The 16,483-nt window shown below is 38.8% G+C and carries 22 protein-coding genes; 12 read left to right on the forward strand and 10 right to left on the reverse strand.

All coding sequences use genetic code 11. The features are described from left to right. Positions 1 to 15 precede the first annotated feature (15 nt). Entirely contained in the window at positions 16 to 390 is a 375-nt protein-coding gene (locus CLV62_RS05645) for a hypothetical protein (protein WP_110309804.1), read from the reverse strand. A 303-nt stretch (positions 391 to 693) separates the two neighbouring features. Here CLV62_RS05645 and CLV62_RS21475 point away from each other — a divergent pair, with 303 nt between their 5' ends. The 4 genes from CLV62_RS21475 (at position 694) to CLV62_RS05660 (ending at position 3,837) form a co-directional block, all read left to right on the forward strand. After that, the gene (locus tag CLV62_RS21475; RefSeq protein WP_146212705.1) at positions 694 to 906 is read left to right on the forward strand and encodes a hypothetical protein; all 213 of its coding nucleotides are present in this window, start codon (positions 694 to 696) and stop codon (positions 904 to 906) included. Between the two features lie 422 nt (positions 907 to 1,328). Next, positions 1,329 to 1,895, forward strand: a complete 567-nt coding sequence (locus CLV62_RS05650) for a hypothetical protein (protein ID WP_110309805.1) — start codon at positions 1,329 to 1,331, stop codon at positions 1,893 to 1,895. A gap of 465 nt (positions 1,896 to 2,360) precedes the next feature. Then, entirely contained in the window at positions 2,361 to 2,831 is a 471-nt protein-coding gene (locus CLV62_RS05655; RefSeq protein WP_110309806.1) for a replication/maintenance protein RepL, read from the forward strand. 151 nt (positions 2,832 to 2,982) lie between these two features. Next, positions 2,983 to 3,837, forward strand: a complete 855-nt coding sequence (locus CLV62_RS05660) for a hypothetical protein (RefSeq protein WP_110309807.1) — start codon at positions 2,983 to 2,985, stop codon at positions 3,835 to 3,837. A gap of 231 nt (positions 3,838 to 4,068) precedes the next feature. Here the strand turns inward: CLV62_RS05660 and CLV62_RS05665 are convergent, their stop codons facing one another. Together CLV62_RS05665 and CLV62_RS05670 are read right to left on the reverse strand one after the other, a co-directional pair. Then, a complete protein-coding gene (locus CLV62_RS05665) occupies positions 4,069 to 4,317 on the reverse strand; it encodes a hypothetical protein (protein ID WP_110309808.1) in 249 nt (82 codons plus the stop codon). A gap of 9 nt (positions 4,318 to 4,326) precedes the next feature. After that, the gene (locus CLV62_RS05670; protein WP_110309809.1) at positions 4,327 to 4,722 is read right to left on the reverse strand and encodes a hypothetical protein; all 396 of its coding nucleotides are present in this window, start codon (positions 4,720 to 4,722) and stop codon (positions 4,327 to 4,329) included. Between the two features lie 147 nt (positions 4,723 to 4,869). Between CLV62_RS05670 and CLV62_RS05675 the strand changes: the two genes are divergently transcribed. After that, positions 4,870 to 5,364: a RuvC family protein gene (locus CLV62_RS05675; RefSeq protein ID WP_110309810.1), complete on the forward strand. Its 495-nt coding sequence runs from the start codon at positions 4,870 to 4,872 to the stop codon at positions 5,362 to 5,364. A gap of 2 nt (positions 5,365 to 5,366) precedes the next feature. Here CLV62_RS05675 and CLV62_RS05680 read toward each other — a convergent pair whose 3' ends face one another. From CLV62_RS05680 to CLV62_RS05710, 7 genes are all read right to left on the reverse strand, one after another. Next, positions 5,367 to 5,651 (reverse strand): hypothetical protein, encoded by a 285-nt coding sequence (locus CLV62_RS05680; protein ID WP_110309811.1) that lies wholly within the window; start codon positions 5,649 to 5,651, stop codon positions 5,367 to 5,369. A gap of 57 nt (positions 5,652 to 5,708) precedes the next feature. Beyond that, the gene (locus CLV62_RS05685; RefSeq protein ID WP_110309812.1) at positions 5,709 to 6,218 is read right to left on the reverse strand and encodes a helix-turn-helix domain-containing protein; all 510 of its coding nucleotides are present in this window, start codon (positions 6,216 to 6,218) and stop codon (positions 5,709 to 5,711) included. A 65-nt stretch (positions 6,219 to 6,283) separates the two neighbouring features. Beyond that, positions 6,284 to 6,718, reverse strand: coding sequence for a hypothetical protein (locus CLV62_RS05690; RefSeq protein WP_110309813.1), 435 nt, complete (start codon positions 6,716 to 6,718; stop codon positions 6,284 to 6,286). A 9-nt stretch (positions 6,719 to 6,727) separates the two neighbouring features. Continuing rightward, entirely contained in the window at positions 6,728 to 7,549 is an 822-nt protein-coding gene (locus tag CLV62_RS05695; RefSeq protein WP_110309814.1) for a hypothetical protein, read from the reverse strand. Then, on the reverse strand, positions 7,546 to 9,087 hold the full coding sequence (locus tag CLV62_RS05700; protein WP_110309815.1) for a phage portal protein: 1,542 nt from the start codon (positions 9,085 to 9,087) through the stop codon (positions 7,546 to 7,548). Before CLV62_RS05700 ends, CLV62_RS05695 begins: the two co-directional genes overlap by 4 nt. Before the next feature lie 26 nt (positions 9,088 to 9,113). Next, on the reverse strand, positions 9,114 to 9,962 hold the full coding sequence (locus CLV62_RS05705; RefSeq protein ID WP_110309816.1) for a phosphoadenosine phosphosulfate reductase family protein: 849 nt from the start codon (positions 9,960 to 9,962) through the stop codon (positions 9,114 to 9,116). A 23-nt stretch (positions 9,963 to 9,985) separates the two neighbouring features. Next, positions 9,986 to 11,584, reverse strand: coding sequence for a terminase large subunit domain-containing protein (locus tag CLV62_RS05710; RefSeq protein ID WP_110309817.1), 1,599 nt, complete (start codon positions 11,582 to 11,584; stop codon positions 9,986 to 9,988). Positions 11,585 to 12,141: 557 nt separating this feature from the next. Between CLV62_RS05710 and CLV62_RS05715 the strand changes: the two genes are divergently transcribed. From CLV62_RS05715 to CLV62_RS05745, 7 genes are read left to right on the forward strand one after another with little or no spacing between them, the layout of a single operon-like run. Beyond that, entirely contained in the window at positions 12,142 to 12,840 is a 699-nt protein-coding gene (locus CLV62_RS05715) for a hypothetical protein (protein ID WP_146212706.1), read from the forward strand. Between the two features lie 26 nt (positions 12,841 to 12,866). Beyond that, positions 12,867 to 13,496, forward strand: coding sequence for a hypothetical protein (locus tag CLV62_RS05720; protein WP_110309819.1), 630 nt, complete (start codon positions 12,867 to 12,869; stop codon positions 13,494 to 13,496). Positions 13,497 to 13,499: 3 nt separating this feature from the next. Further along, positions 13,500 to 14,660 carry a major capsid protein gene (locus tag CLV62_RS05725; protein WP_110309820.1) on the forward strand — a complete coding sequence of 387 codons (1,161 nt, stop codon included), beginning with the start codon at positions 13,500 to 13,502 and terminating at the stop codon, positions 14,658 to 14,660. Positions 14,661 to 14,662: 2 nt separating this feature from the next. Further along, positions 14,663 to 15,190: a hypothetical protein gene (locus CLV62_RS05730; RefSeq protein ID WP_110309821.1), complete on the forward strand. Its 528-nt coding sequence runs from the start codon at positions 14,663 to 14,665 to the stop codon at positions 15,188 to 15,190. After that, positions 15,184 to 15,531, forward strand: a complete 348-nt coding sequence (locus CLV62_RS05735; protein ID WP_110309822.1) for a hypothetical protein — start codon at positions 15,184 to 15,186, stop codon at positions 15,529 to 15,531. Before CLV62_RS05730 ends, CLV62_RS05735 begins: the two co-directional genes overlap by 7 nt. 35 nt (positions 15,532 to 15,566) lie before the next feature. After that, entirely contained in the window at positions 15,567 to 16,091 is a 525-nt protein-coding gene (locus tag CLV62_RS05740; protein WP_110309823.1) for a hypothetical protein, read from the forward strand. Beyond that, positions 16,088 to 16,483, forward strand: coding sequence for a hypothetical protein (locus tag CLV62_RS05745; RefSeq protein WP_110309824.1), 396 nt, complete (start codon positions 16,088 to 16,090; stop codon positions 16,481 to 16,483). The genes CLV62_RS05740 and CLV62_RS05745 overlap by 4 nt, the downstream gene beginning before the upstream one ends.

The raw sequence follows: 16,483 nt of genomic DNA on the forward strand, positions 1-16,483 counted from the left end.
TTGAATATTAGACAATTAAGAAAGCTGTATTTCTTTGTTTTCGTTGAGGTCAAAAATCGAAATTTGTTCGTTTTCTATTCCGAAACTTGCGGCTTCGTCCAGATTTTGAAACACATTTACGGCATCAAAATAGAACATATCATTTGCGGAATTATACCAACCACCGATAATATTTGTGCCAACTGATAAAGCGTAATTTATGGCATTTTGTAGCCCTAATATTCCAAAGTTGTTCTGTGTTGCTTTGTAGGCTGCAACATAGCCGGATGTAATAAATTGTAAACTATTTAGATTGAAAGTAAAGCCAGAAGGGTTGTTTTTGGCTAATTGGAAAACGTTATCTGTTAACGTTTGAAGTTGAGAAGTTTTATAGATTGCAAAATTTTTCATAAATTTGCCCCGATTACGGCGGGGACTTTTGTTTTCCCGTAATTGAAAGTTTATACTTTCGATAGGGTTGTGAGGTCGCCAAACTTTAGCAACCCTATCTTTTTTTAGTTAGAATTAGCTCCCTAGTGTTAACCCAATAACAAAAGGGATGCAAGCATTTTAAAAGTCGTTTTGTCGCTATTTTAGTAGTTCGGTTGTTCATTCAACAAACCAGAACAAACAGGCTTACACAAGTGAGTTTTAGTGCTGCATATTGTTTTTTATAAATATTTGTGTTAGGTGCGTGTTTTGTTTTTCATCGGAATGGATTGCAACCCATATAACACGCTTACCGCTTGCGATGCGTCCGATTATTCTAATATTTTGGCTACTATTCAGGTCGATTCTCCCTTTCGCCAGACCCCCTTAGAATGGGTGTCTAATTTCAATACGTCAAAGAACACTAACCGACATAGGGATAATCGGCTCAATCCGATTTTCTCTGTTCATTTGCCTCTTTTCTCGGTAAACAGATAAAGCCGAGATACTAGATAATAAGAGATATATTGTAATTCATTTAACGAGCTTGGCAAGTGGCTCAACTTGGCAGATTTTTAAACGTTATATGTATCTGCAAAACGGACTTTTTTTTATTGAATTATCGCTATAACTCCCTTATTATTACAGTAGTAAAGATACAAAATAGGTTTTAAACTACCAACAAATTTGATGGAAAAATGTAACAATTGTTGCATTTTTAACAATATGCAATAGTCAGGCTTAACTTAAAAATATACAGGCATATAAGAGAATGCAAATACCCCTATTATAGAGACATTAATACTATTTGCAAGCCCCTAAATAAATGATTATATTTGTTTATAACTTAAAGAGGCATAAAGCCCTGAACATTGCTATAAGGCAGCGTTTAGGGCTATTTGCGTTAATACCTTAATACAATGAAATACAAGATACCTAAGACCGCACAGGAGCGACAAAACGAAATTGAGAAACTTTCTAATTTAGAGCGTTTTTGTTTAGACGCTTATATTGTAAGTAAGTTCCCAGCTTCCCAAAAGGTTGTTATTGCTTACGAGCAGAGCAGACCGAGAGAAGCACAAGCCAACCGCCAAAGTGTCTATACACAAGCTAGGAATTGGATTAATACGGACAAATGCAAATACTATATAGAGGATAGGAAAAAAGAACTATTTGCAACCGATCAGCACAGATACAGTACTACCCAAAACGAAGGGAACGAAACAGAAGCGGACACGGAAAACAACCCCACAGAATCAAACCGCACGAAGGGGGAAACAATTTCAGAATTAAATAAACTTGCAGACAACACAAATGATGTAAAATTGAAGGCTGAAATATTGCTAAAGATTAGCGATCTGGAGGGGTGGAAGAAGGAGAAGGAACAGACGGACGATAATACAATACGCTATTATTTACCGCTTAGATGTAACGTTTGCTCACTATATAAGGCAGCAAAGGAGCAGAAGGCAAAACAGCAAACATAACTAATTGACACAGTGGTTAAGTATGCTTATACATATAAGCGAACCCAACGAAAGAGCCTAAAGGACAGGGAGCAGACCAACCCGAAGCGAGCAAAAAGGGTACACCCCACCCCCTAGAAAAATGAGCAGAAAACCCAATTCATTGCAGATAAATTTTTTGGGTATTTTTTTGGTAGTATTGGGGGGGATTTTTACCTGTTTGTTTTTTGTGATCGGAGTGTTAAAAACATAGATAAATTATGATAGTGCGGATAGTCAATAAAATAACGATAATTGTGATTTCGGTTGTTTACATCGCTTCATTACTTGTTTTATGGTTATCCGAGCGAATCTATTGAAATATTCTCTTTATAAGATATATATAGTATGAAGTATTAATTTGTTGATATACAGAAATGTAATCAATTATAATATGCACGAATCGAGCATATATTGTCTACAAAACGTGCATACAATTATTAGGGTATGAGTATTAGAGAGTTTAATGAGGATAACCCATTTATTGAGAAGCTACAAGACATAAAGACTGGAACTAGGACTGCTATTTGTTCCAGAGGGAATATTGTTTCGATGGTGGACGATGATACTGGAGAGGTAAAAGGTCGGGGCTTTAATGCGGTAATCAGAGAGAAGCAATACGATTCGGAACGATTTGTAAAGATGTATGCGGCAGGACGAAAGGTATTGCCTAATTTAAGTGTAGCGGCAACCCGAATACTCTGGTATATAGTAGACCACATGGGATATGATGATATGATAACGCTAAATATCACTAAGATAAAAAAGGAAACAGGCTACAAAAGTAATGCTGCTATTTATAGGGCTATTTCGGAACTAAAGAATCATTGCGTCTTAGCTAATGCGTACCAAAATGGAATATATTATATCAATCCTGCCATGTTTTATCGTGGTAATAGGTTGAAACTTCTAATCTAGTTTTGATAAATAATTTATTTACTGGACAATGAATTATTTAACATATTTGTAGTAGTTTTGTCGAATGTGATGTTTGTGTATTTATAATGTTGTAACCCAATATTATATAATACAGGTTGATAGTTGTTACCATTGAATTAAAAATAATATTATGAAAATTAGACTAAGTAAAGATTTTAAGGTTGAATTAAGTACATTAGTTCGATTTGAATGGAGAAAATACTATCCTGTATTAATAATACACGAAAGATTCGAGAAGATTATAAAATACACTATTTGGGCAATAATTATTATTACAATTCTAAGTTCATTATTAGTATTTCAGAATTGTATTTGTAGTTTAATTTTAGCTATAACATTATTTTTATTGCAAAAGTTATTTGAGAAAACAATATTTGAATATACAACTGTTGTTTTTGCCCCACTTCCTGACTTTGCAATTGATAATACGCAGTGGCTTACTAATGCTTTTCTAATACCAACTAATGAGGATGACACTTATGACAAATCACTTCCCGCAACGTTCTCTATTTGCTTCCGAGACGAAAATTACGCAAAAAAAGTATTTGAATTATTTAAACAATGGAATTATGAAGAAGATAATGATACTGAAAATAATATTATAATATCTTTCGTAGTAGAGCCTAATGAAAAGTATTCAACATATATATATCAAAACCCTAGAAGAAAAAATCCTGATAAATATTTTGAAAAAGTAAAAGAAAAAAACAAATTGGAGAAATATGGAAAGCAACAACAAAGATTCTTAGTAGGGTTTATTTTAGGTAAGAAATTAGATTTTAAAAATGGGATGCTTATAAAATTGTTTCTTGATTTTCAAGAGCAAAATAAACTATTCAATTTTATGCCTTCTACGGAAATTACAGTAGATGGAAAAAAAGGAGTGAAATTTTTAAATACCTCAACAATAAACAAATATGGCTTTGAACTAAAAAAGAGAAACGAATTAACAAAAAAAGATTTTGAATATCATTATCCAATATAAATAAAACAAGGGGAACATTTCTGTTCCCCTCTGGCACAACATCATAGTTGATTACGGATGCCTATGAATGTTGCCCTGTTGAAAGGTACTGATTAATCAGTGCCTTTTTGTCGTCTCACGACGATAATTGAGTAATCAATTTTGTTCTCAGGTTAGCGAGATATTACAAATGTATTGTCCTTTACCTTATTTTTCTAATTTAGCAAGAGAGAGTTTTCGTAATTCCGAAAACTATTGAAAACTCTGTATTAATCGGGTCTTGGTATCAAATACTTTACCTTCCGGCAACCAAAAGCAATCTTCTAAAGTCGGGTTCTCTTTTTGTAAGCACCAATCTTTGACAAAGCAATAGATTGTATTCTGCGTTTTATTGATTGATTGTGTTCTTACTCCGGCTACTTCCCGTTGTACGATATTTCCTGTTTTGGCATTAAGTACCCAGACTTTATCGCCTTCTGCGAATTGTGTTTCGAGTGTCATGTGTCGTAATTAATTATTGGATTGGTATTTTTCTTTTTCTTCCATGATAATGGCTTGGTCTGCTTCTTCCGATATTGACTTTTGAGCTTGCATTATTCGGTCAACAGATGATTTGTAAGCCTGAATGATTTCTTCGATAAATATAGAATCGGGAACACCATTGCATACTGCATAATAAGCCGCAAATTCCAAGTGTAGGATGTTTTGACCTTCTTCTGTTTTAATCTCATTGGAAATCCAGATAAATAACGGATTATCTTCACGAAAGCTAATACTCCAATTGCCATTTACTGTTGTAATCTTAACAGACCGTAGTTTTTGTCCCTTCTCAAATTTGATAATAAAGTTGCCGATTTGCGTTGATTTATCATTCTTACTTTTAAAGTTGTTTGGTTTGTTACTCATAGTGTAATTTTACTTAGTAATGTTATATAATTCGTCAATTCAAATGCTTGGTTACTATATAAATGTAATAAAAAAAAGGCAGTTATCCAAATTTGGATATTGACAGAAAAACAGCTATATTTATATAGACTTAACACAAACTATACGTTGAAAATACGAGCCGCTTTTGATGTCGGCAAGGATGGGGCTTTTGTGGTTTTTCGGGATGAAAAGCCAATAGAGAAAACCGTGATGCCGACAGTTGGGAATCAGATAGATTTGACCCTAATACGTGATATACTCAGGAAATACGATTGCGAAAACATTCATGTAGTCATTGAAGATGTACATGCGATTTTCGGTGCGGCGGCGAAATCGACTTTTAACTTCGGCTGGTCGCTGGGAATACTGGAGGGAATGCTTGCGGGGATGGGAATACCTTACACAAAAGTAGCCCCGAAGGTATGGCAGAAAGAAATGTGGCAAGGGGTTTCGCCTGTTTATAAATCGGGTAAGGCGATAGATACTAAGGCTACTTCTTTGATAGCGGCAAAAAGATTATTCCCGAACGAGGATTTAAGAAAATCAGGAAGGGCAACATTACCGCATGACGGGATTGTTGATGCTTTGTTGATGGCTGAGTATTGTCGGAGAAAGTTTTGAGATCATAGCTTACTAAGGTCATCTGATATTCGGCACAAATCTTCAAATTCGATAAAAGATAAAGAACATTGTGCATCCTGATTTACTAAAATAAGGTTGTCATTTTTCTTTACTAATACTATTTCGTCAAATTTAGGATATATATTTTTTATCTTTAAACAATTTTCGTCACAAAACTCAGATTTTACACCTCTTTCCCGAATCAACTTCCGCAAACATTCTACAACATTTATATAAAGTTCAGCATTAGTGTCAGTAAACGAGTTATAATTACAATCAGTTTCCATTTTTAATATTTTAATTTACTGCGAAGATAATGGAAATCATTTAATACTTGCAATTTCTTATTTCTTTACTAAGTATGAGACTAAATTGAAAAGTACTACTGTTTTGAAGTAGCTAAATTTCAGGCTAATATCAACGGTTGCAGTTCCAATACGTTCAATATAATTATCATAATATTCGTTTGTGATTATTGTATCTAGGTTATTTACAAACGGTAAGCCTGTAATACTACACATTTCCTCATAGGACATTTTTTCAACTGTTTTCTTGTCATATCCTTTATCTGCCAATACTTTAGCGGTATTTATGGATTCATCCCATAAAGCCTTGTTTGTTTGTTCTAATTCACTGGGTGTTTTAGATATTGATACAAGTAAAACTCCTAATATATTCTTAATAATATTTGAGTTGACTGTGGATTTACCTGTTTCAAAATCTGAGATTGTTGCCTCCCTGACTCCTATTTTTTCGGCTAACTGTTTTTGTGTCATTCCTAATTCTTCCCTTCTCTCCCGAAGAATTGTGTGCAACTCTTTCACTGCTAAATCTGTCGTCATATTCTTTTTCATAATATTATATTTAAAATTTTCTGTAAACTTACGCAATAGCGTATGAAAAAACAATAGTAAATATGTTAAATATTACGCATAAGCGTAAGTTTGTTTTCTATTATAACGATATTATGTAAATACCGCATGAGTTTGCGTTTAATGATATAGGTGGGGTCTTTGTATTCCTTATCGGTTCTGACTACTTCTACCCTCAACTTTCCGTGTTTATTACGGTAGGTAAAGTTAGCTTCAAACGTGACAGGGCTTTCGGCTGTCACTTTCTTCTTTCGGGTTTTCGTTTTGGTTTTCAATACTACACGCTCGTATTTATATACTTTGACCGCTTCGATCAATGTAAATGAAACCCGCCTTTGAAGGTCGGAGATTAGCCCTTTGGCTTGCATTTCGAGTAGAACAGCGTACCTTTCGGCTTCGGCTTGGGAAACGAAACTACCTAAGTGGTTGGTATATTTTATCTTCTTATCGGAGGTAATCAGTTTTGTTTTTACGGGTTTCATATCGGTATTTTAAATTATATCTGTATTGTAAACGGGTATCAAAATACAGCAACATCTTACATGGTAGCCTGAGAAAAATTCGTCTTTGGAATGAAATACGCCTACATTGTCGTCACATATTGTACAGGGGTAAGCACTTCCCCGAATGGTGTACCAACCGATAATTTCGGGTTTTGTGAGCCAGATACTATTGAGTGTATTATTATAAGCGTGAAAAATAGTCTGCTGCTCCAGACGGACAAGGTTGTCGAAGGATGAAATGTATATTCCCGAACCGAATGTTATTCCTTTGCTTAAAATGCGTTCTGCTTTAAAGCCCTGTTTTCTAAATGCGTCTAAGAGTAAGGGGGATTTATAGGGTGATTTGAACCAAGTAAGGTAATCGCTGAGAACCTGTGTCCGGCTCATGCCTTTTGCCAATCCTGCTGCGATATAGGCTTCGATTTCATAACTCATATTTGAGACGTATCGGTTTATCCTTTCTTGAAGGGTCTGCCCTGCTATGACAGAGCCTAGAAACAAAAGCAGAAACTTGTCTGATTTTTCTTCCGCTTCCTTTTCGTGTGCAAGTGTGTCTGCATATTTGCATCTTGTATAAATGATATTGAATATCTCTTTTCTGATTTCGTCATTTATAGATGAAACTTTTTCGTCCAGTTCTGAATTTGCCGAGAATTGAAAAGATTTACCCAAATAAGCATATACAAAGGCTTGGTCTATGAGCTTTCTTGTGTATCGCTGAATAATGGCTTTCAGGTCGGCATCGGAAAGAGCCATCTGGTCGATAACTCTTTCCATATACTTGATTGCTTCGGCTTGTCCCTTCCTCATTCTGCTGCTATCTTACGTTGGGTATTCGTTTTATTCATACCGTCATAAGGTTGCTGCATAGCGAGTGCTTCCCTTTCGTCTTTTTGTTCCTGCTCCTTCTGCTTTTTGAGGCGGTTCTGCTCGTCTGCTGCTGAGTAGACCGATACTTCGGATGCGGTTTCTTTTGAAGTAAAGCCCGATGTTACACCCATAACTAAGTTATTGGTAATCTCGTTATCGTTTTGGTGAACGTAGATGGATATATCGCCTCTGAGGTCTAGTTTTTTGAAATCGGAAACGGAATTGCCTTCTTCCATTGCATAGCCTTCTTTGAAAAGGGATATGATAGTATCGAACGACTTATTGTAAAAGTTTTTATCGTTTAATCCCTGTTCTATGGCTGGTGAATACATAATCTTTATAGTCACGCCGGGTAAATCTCCTGCGGGTGTTTCGGGGGGTAGTACGGTAAAGCTCCCCATCAGTATATATTTGAGGGTTTCTTTGAGTTGGAGTTCGAAGGAACTACTGGCATCTGCTCTCTCCATAAATTTTGCATCCCCTTCCTCATTATTGAATAACAATGCTCTGGCTTGTCCCGCCAAAGTGCCTTGAACCTCAACATCGCCTTTAATTATCATTATACGAAAGGCATAGGCTTTGTTATTTTCGAATAGCTGTGACAGGGCAAGTTCGAGTTTGTCGATCAAATCCTGAACGGCAGACCAACATGCACCATCTTCATTTTTAAGGTAAACGATTGGCATAGTTGTGAAGCCATGCGGTACGGGTGCATCTACGACGAACCAACCTTCTGTATCTGGAGTGTCTGATAAAGTCGGGAGGAAAGTCTTAGTGTCCCATACAATTGATTTTCCTGCTTTGGAATCCGTTGAATAAGAAAGCAATGTGCAATATTTTCCGTCCCAGACTTCCATATAAGGTACGTCCTCATTTCGCTCGAAGTCGTAGGCGGTGAAGCTGCGACCAAACAGACGGAGCTTGCCTTTGGCATCGAATACAGGGTGTAATCCGTCGCCTTTGAGAAATGAGAAAACACGATACGCAAACTGCTTGTTTTCCATGTAGGCACAGAATGCGGCATCGCCACAGGCTTTGACCGACTGGCAAAAATCGAACTTGGCGGTTTCCATATTCCGTTTATCCCAGCCTTGCTTGAACTTCATAAAGGTTTCGGCTTCGGAATCTGAGGGGTTGAGATTGTGATGTATGAATTTGATTTTGTCGCCGCAAAGGTGTGTGAGGTGTTTTTCGAGTATGACTTTCTGTAAGGGTACTGCGACTCTCTCGATGGGGACTTCTACTAGGCGTTTTTTACCTGTGGGTTCGCCGTTCCCATCTAGGATAGGCATTTCTTTTTTTATATCTTCGTAGTATGTAGGGTCGTTGATCTTATGTCCGTCAGGGTCTAGTTCTGCTAGGAACTCTGCCTGATAGACTTCCCTTCGGAATAGTTTTTTCGATTGAAAGCCACGATTGGGAAGGTTGCGGTAGAATCGTTCCCGTTGGTTATAGATTTGGTCTGAGGTTATTGGCATGGGGTTGTGTATTGTTTGTGTGTGTGTTAGTCAAATTTTATTTTGTGTTGTTGAATGTTCCGTGCTTTAAATTCGTCCATACTCAATTTTGAACACCACCATTCAAATATCAAATCGACATCTCTATTAAGTTTTGTAGCATAATATGGGTTTGATTCTACAAGATTGGCGATGGCTCGTTTATAGGCTTTTTCTACTTTCGGAAACATTTTTCTATCTCTTGCTATTCCTTTTTTATTAGACATGGGACACATAATGCAACCGATTCTGGTATATCCCATATCATAAAGTTCACAGTGCGGCAAGCCTCTAAATTTGAGGAAATCCCATACATCTTTATCACTCCATTCAAGAATTGGAGAAAGCATGATTTTGTCTTTCCCTTTGATACATGAAACCTCAGTTTCCTTATGAATTACAAACTGGTCGAATGATCCTGAGTATTTATAACCCGATAGTTCCAGTTCATTTCTTTTAGACCTTCTTACACTCTCGGCTTTTCTAATGCCGAGTATAGTTACCGTACCCGCACCTGATTGCTCTTTGAGTAAATCACAGCACCATCGGATTATTCGTGTTGGTAAGCATTTCTTTTTAGGTATGAGTTTATAAATACTTTCTTTGGGTCGGTGGAGTATAACGTCAGGGTAATATTTGCGAACAAACTTTATTACCTGCGGCGGGTCAACCGAAGTAAGATTCATGTGTGCCTGAAATTTTACTCCTGCCATTTTTGCTAGTTCATAAATTACTTGCGAGTCTTTACCTCCAGAGAATGCCAAATAAAAACCATCTTCCGAATCATACTTTAATGCTAATTTTTCAGCTTTCTTTATCAGACTGATTGAATATTCAATCTTGTGTTTTAAGTTCATTTTGTGTTAAGTATTGTGTGTGTTTATAGCATCCATACATTTTTTCTTATAGCTTTGGGATTCTTTACCTCGAAATATTCACGCATGAAAAAGGATTCCATAAAGTCGGGCGAGCGTCCGATCACTTTCTTCATTTCGACTTTTGAGATTAGCCGCCAATTCTTATCGGGGTCGGTATCGTCCTGTGCTACGGCTTTGCGTTCTTTCAGCAGAATGTTTTCGAGTGAAACATTTTTGTAGTTCTTGCCTGAGAATTTTTGTTTCAGGAGTGAGGCTTCTATACTGTAACCCCGTGCTTTCATGCGTTGGACGAACTTGTAGGCACATTCTGCTTTGAGGTTTTCGAACATCGCCCTGTCGCCATTGGTAGGCATTTCTTTATTATTGAACGGTCTTGCTCTCGGCATAAAGCCTTTAAATACTTGTCCCAGACCGTTGACATCGTAACAGAAGTTTTCTTCCAAAACACCATGCAGTTTGCAAAAATCTTTTGCATAGGCTACGGTCTTTTTTGCATCAACCGAAATAACCCGAACATCACGGGCATGGTAGCCTTCCCAATACCACATCACACACTTGTCGCCACCCTCGAAAGCCACATCACAGGTGACGCAGCGTAAACCTTCGTTGTGGTAGGAGTTTGCGAAGAAGTTCTCCATGTCCTCGAACGTTATCAATCCGAATCCTGCTGTTTTAAACTTCCAGTTCCCGCCTAAATCTCTTGATACTTGCTCGTCTGACTGATTGGCAAGGTTTCCCAAGTAATTGGGATCGGACTTCATTAGTTTAATATTTTCTTCGAGTTTACCTTCGATGAAGGTGACGGACTTGATAAACATATCTTCTTTGTTGCCAAACTGCTCGTATTCTTTTCGCCAGAGCTTGTCGATGCGTTCTTTTGCTTGCTCGTAGACTTCCTGTTTGGAATCACCCCAATAAATCTCGTTTACGGTGTCCCCATACATAAAGCAGTAGCGAAGTACTCCATTACGTTCGGGTATTGGGATTCCGTCTTCTGCAATCCACCAATCAATGAAAGTGGCTACCCATGAGTCGGGGTCGGGATTACACGTACCTCTGAATCTATTCTTAATATTGTGGGCGTTACGATTTGAGGTCAGCAGATATTTAAAGTATTCATAAGGCATGTGGGTAATCTCATCCACACCGACAAAGGACAGTTCAAGACCCTGAAAGCGTTTTTTGAAATCTTCGAAGGTGTCGGAATAGTAGTCGAATTTGAGTTTACCACCTGAATGGAAATTCCAAGTCATGTCCTGCTGGCTCTTATTATAAATGCCATATTGGGAATAGATACCGTCTGACTTATCGACGATACCGCCTGTTTTCCTTGAATCATCCTTTTCCTTGCGGAGCAGTGAAGCGTAGAAATTCGCATTGCGGATGTCGGGCAGGGCTTCCAATAACAGTGAATAAGTTTTTGAGCCTCCCCTTTTGCCCCCAAAGATGCAGATGTCGGCTTCGCACATTAAGAATAGTTCCTGACTGCCTTTCTGAGCGATGATATTCAGGGGTGAATCAAGTTCCCGAAGCTGGTTGATATAGTCTAAAGTGTAGACAGGTTCGGGAAATATGTAGTCCAGTTGTGTTATATTTTCCATCTAAGTATTAAAAATAAAAGCCCGATACTCCCCCCTAAAGAGAATATCGGGCTTACTGCCTCTATATTTGTATATTTATACATACAAATATAGCTATTTATGTATATATATCCAATAATATATCCTAAATCGTCCTATATTTGCATATTAATACAATTGTTTGTATATTTGTAATCACAATTAACCTTAGATGGACGGAAACGAAATATACACACAAACACAAACTGACAATTTCATTAATTCCTATGAGACAACAGACGGAAAACGATTCGAATGTCATTGTGGTGTACTTCTTTTTAAAGTGGTCGGCAATAAATTACAGTTTAAGTGCAGATACTCAAAATGCAAAAAGATACACGAAATCGACATACTTGAATTAGTGCATAAAATCAGGTCAGGAGAGGTTTAATACATATTGAGCATTTGCGGGTATATCGTTTGCTGTTCTCCACCAGCAAGGTTTTTCGATATTTCCCGCACGACATAAGGAAGTCTACTTCCGCAAACATATACTATAATGAGAGGCATAAAGCCCGATATACAGTTAACAAATAACTGTGCATCGGGCTTTTTTTATTAACACAAACTATTACAAAACACACATGGAGAAAGAAAAACTTTCCGCAGACTTAAAGGGATTGGTTGGAGAAACCAGCTTGTCAGACAGAACTTGGAACGACTATTTAGAACAATCAGTTATACCGCACCTTCCGAGCGAGGAAGATAAGATTGGCGACTATCTGGGAAAACATGCAATCGCTTTGAAGTCGATTAACGGTCAATTGAATAACGAAGTCGCCACACGGGTAAATGACTTTAAAAAGAACTACAAACCTGTTGCAGTTAACAGTGAGCAGTCAACAGTTGACAATCCAGACAAATCAGTACAACATGCCGATAATGAAAAGCTGACGGATTTGGAAACACGCCTGCAACGATTTGAGAAGGTAGAAGCTGAAAAGAAAGCCGCAAAAGCTAAAACCGAGAAACTGACGGAGGTCAAAAAACTGATGCAGAAAGAAGGTTCTACAAATGAAACGGTTATCGGCTTAATCCTTCCACAGTTAAAAATCCGAGAGGACTTAACAGCCGAAGATTTAGCCAAAGCAGGGAAAACGCTGTATGACAAAGCATACACCGACCTCTACGGTGAAACGTATGTTCCTGCATTTGGCGGTAACTCAACGCTAGGCTCACAAAAAGGCGATAAAGATGCTTACATGAAGCATTTAAAAGAAACAGGCAGAATAAAATAACCTAACACAAACACAAAACTCACAGCATGGGAACATTTAACACTTATGGGAATAAGTCAAAGAAATACGGCGGTGCTTACCCTGTATGGCTGACTGTTAGCCAGAAAGAAAGAAGCGGGGGTACGCTCGACGAATTACCTCCAGTCGGTACGGTGATACGCTCCGGCTCGCTTGTCAGCATTGACGGTGCGGGAGGAAAGGCAAAGATTGTCCCGACTTTCGAATTGGCTGAAAAAGTATTAGACACTCAAACCTACATCAAAGTGCATGCACACAAAAGCCATCCTGTACCGAAAGTAGGCATGAACATTATGAAAGCTCCCACAACTGTCGGTGGAACAGGTAAAGGAGCAACGATTATGGATGTAGAGCATGACCCTGTAAATAATATTTACATACTGACTATTGCAACAGGTCAATTAGGCACAGCAGCCATAGGCGACATTCTGGTTGAAGCCGATAAAGCGGATAACGGGGCGAAAATAGTTGCTGTACCAACAGGGTTAACCGAAAACGATGTCTGGATTGAAGATGGCGACTATGCCGCAACCCTCGCCAGTGTATTTCACGGCGAAATAATGGAAGATCGCATACAACCAATTCCCGATTGCATCAAAGCCGTTTTGCCACAAATCAAATTTCAAAAAGGAATCTAACCTATGACACCTAGAGACACAAACTATTACGACCTTATACGACATGGATTCGCTAACGAATCCTATCAGGAATTTGTAGATACCTATTTGGCAAGCCTGTATAACGGACGCAAGACCGACGGTTTCGAGTGGGATGCCGACATACAGATCGACTTCACGTACCACCAGATTCAGGCAGAATTAGGACTGAACACGATGCCTACTTATGTAGATATTGATTCACCGAGTGTATATAAACACCATGAAGGTTTCGAGCTTTCAAGCGGTACAATACCCCGTGCCAAACACGGTTATGCACTGAATGAGAAAATCCTTCGTGAAGAAATGATTTTCGCCCAGAGGACAGGGAAGTTTTCAACCAACCTCAGTCAAAAAATGAGGGATTTGGTTTTCGACCACACATCGAAACTGATAGGCGGTAACTACAACGGTTTGACATACCAGCGAGATCAGATGGTATCGACAGGCTCGTTCGTACTGGATGCGAGCAACAACCCTGCGGGTATCAAGAACATTACATTTTCGGCTAAGATTCCGACAACCAACCATGTGACGCTGACAGGCACTAAACGCTGGTTCACGGACGACAGTAATGTCGAAGGAACGGCAAGCGACCCGATCAAAGATTTGAAGAAACAAACCTACGATCTGAAACGCAAAGGGGTTTCAGCTATGCACTTCGAGGTGGATTACCTGACATTCCGCAGGACGATGGAACATTCCAAAATAAGGACTGCCATTGCACTGAATATTCATCCGATGGCTGATGCCGCAAATATTGCAGCTTTGGGTGCGGTTCTGGACGAATCGGTTGTGAAATCGAAACTGGAAGGTATAATCGGTTGCCCGATTAAGGTAATCGACAATATTGTAGCGGTTGAGAAATTCGACAAAGCGGAAGGCAAAGTCATTAAAGAACAAATACGCTCATTCAAATCGGATGTATGGGTATTAGTTCCAGACGGACAACTCGGCTCGATCAAAGCGGTAGAGCCTATCGCCATGCCCGACCCTGCGGCTCGATTGGCTTGGTACGACGGTGGACGCACTATTTTAAAACAATGGTACGATACCAGAACCAACACCCAATATATCGAATCGGAATTGACGGCATTGGTCGTACCTAACAAACCTCAGTACATGTTGTATTTGACTATCGCCTGAAAATGGAAATAGCAATCGACATAATCGGTGAAGGAAAAGTGGAAAAGGTGGCAGATTCCAATTCTGCCACTCTGACCGCTATCCCGAACGAAAACTGGACTTTCAAACATTTCCTGATCGGTAATACCGCAACATCTGAAAACCCAATATCAGTAACGGTTACAGAGGTAACGGCTGTATTCTATATCAGCATTGAGGACTATCTGAAAGGGTTGGTCGGCTTTGATGTTACAGAATCGGTTTTGAACTCGATCAGAATTTACCGTGAGATAAAAAAAAGGACGGATGTAGCCGAATTATCGACCAAACAAAGGGATTTGCTTTATGCAGACCTGTTGATGTGGGCTTCGACCTCTCCGACCTCATACACGGGGACGAAAGAGGCAGACGGTGGATGGTCGAAAACAGAAGCGAACAAAACGATTTCGGTAACGGATAAGAAACGCTTTGAAAATCTAGCCATGTCGATCTATAAGAAATATCTGGATAGAAAATATAACCCAAGTATAAAGATTGTAAACCTATGGTAGATAATCCGAGATTTCCCCACTATGTAAAGATATTCAGAGCAAAGACCGACACGAACGGTACGCCTGTAATCGACCCCGCAACGGGTGAGGAACTATTTGAATCCGTATTCGGGTCACAATGTGGTATGAGGGACATGGTACGGGGCTGGGATATTGATGTAGAGGTTGTCAAAGCCGATTACAAGCTGGCACTGCCAAAGCATAACATCATTATCAAAAAAGGGGATTATCTGGAATTTACCAACTCGATCACGGGTGAAGTGAAGAAAGGCAGGGTCGAAGAATCGAAAATCTTTAATCTGGGGGCGAACATCTGGTTTAATGAAAACGGAAACGGATAATTAATCAGTTAACAGTCAGCAGTAATCAGTTATCAATGAAAAGTATAGAGAAGCAGTTTGAGGATATACAGAACGATATTTATAAGGATATGTACTATTATATCGTACCTGAAATGACGAAGTTCGGTATAAGGATGGTTAGCGATGTATTACCTAACCAAGCCAAATACAGAAACCTGACGGGAAACACAATAACCTCGCTTGCCTTCGGAATCTATTACATGGGAAACCTTGAAATAATGGGATTCAATAATCACTACCCGCCACCGATACGCAATAAGCTAATCAAAGGAGAGGAACTGTTCGATTTTGAGGACTACGACGGAAATATACGGAAGTATTTTCGGGCTAAAGTACAGACTGACGCAGGCTACGGAACGAACACTTCGATGGAGTTTTTAAAAGGCTATCAATCAACCCGACAATTCGCCATCGTATTCACCACTGGAACGGAATACTCGGAATACTTGGAAAAAACACGCAAACTGAATGTACTCTCGGACGGCTACGATTATTCAATCACCGCATTTATAAAGAGCTTCAAACCTATCAGAAAATGAACCGCAATTTCGATATAGAAAAAATAGAAGATGTACTGGCAAACGCTGTGAAAGCGGGGATTGTAACGCAGAAGGTATTCAAAGGGCAACGCCCGAACGTAGATGCGAACATGAGCGATTTTGCAGTGGTATCGGTAGTAACCAGAGTAACGGACAGGGGGGCATTGGGGCGGTGTACATGCCGTATCGAACTGTTTGCAAAAAATCTGTCGAACGGAGAAAAGAACGGGACAAAACTCAGCCTGATGTACAACAAACTGACAGACATATTTCCGATACAGGACAATACCTACTTATTCGACATCTACCCTGTTACAATTCCATTGGGAAATGACGACTATGGCTACAATGTCATAGCCATCCAATTCGCAACACACATCAAAACTTTATAA

Source organism: Indolivaga alginatilytica, from assembly GCF_003201355.1.
Taxonomy (GTDB): domain Bacteria; phylum Bacteroidota; class Bacteroidia; order Bacteroidales; family Dysgonomonadaceae; genus Dysgonomonas_A; species Dysgonomonas_A alginatilytica.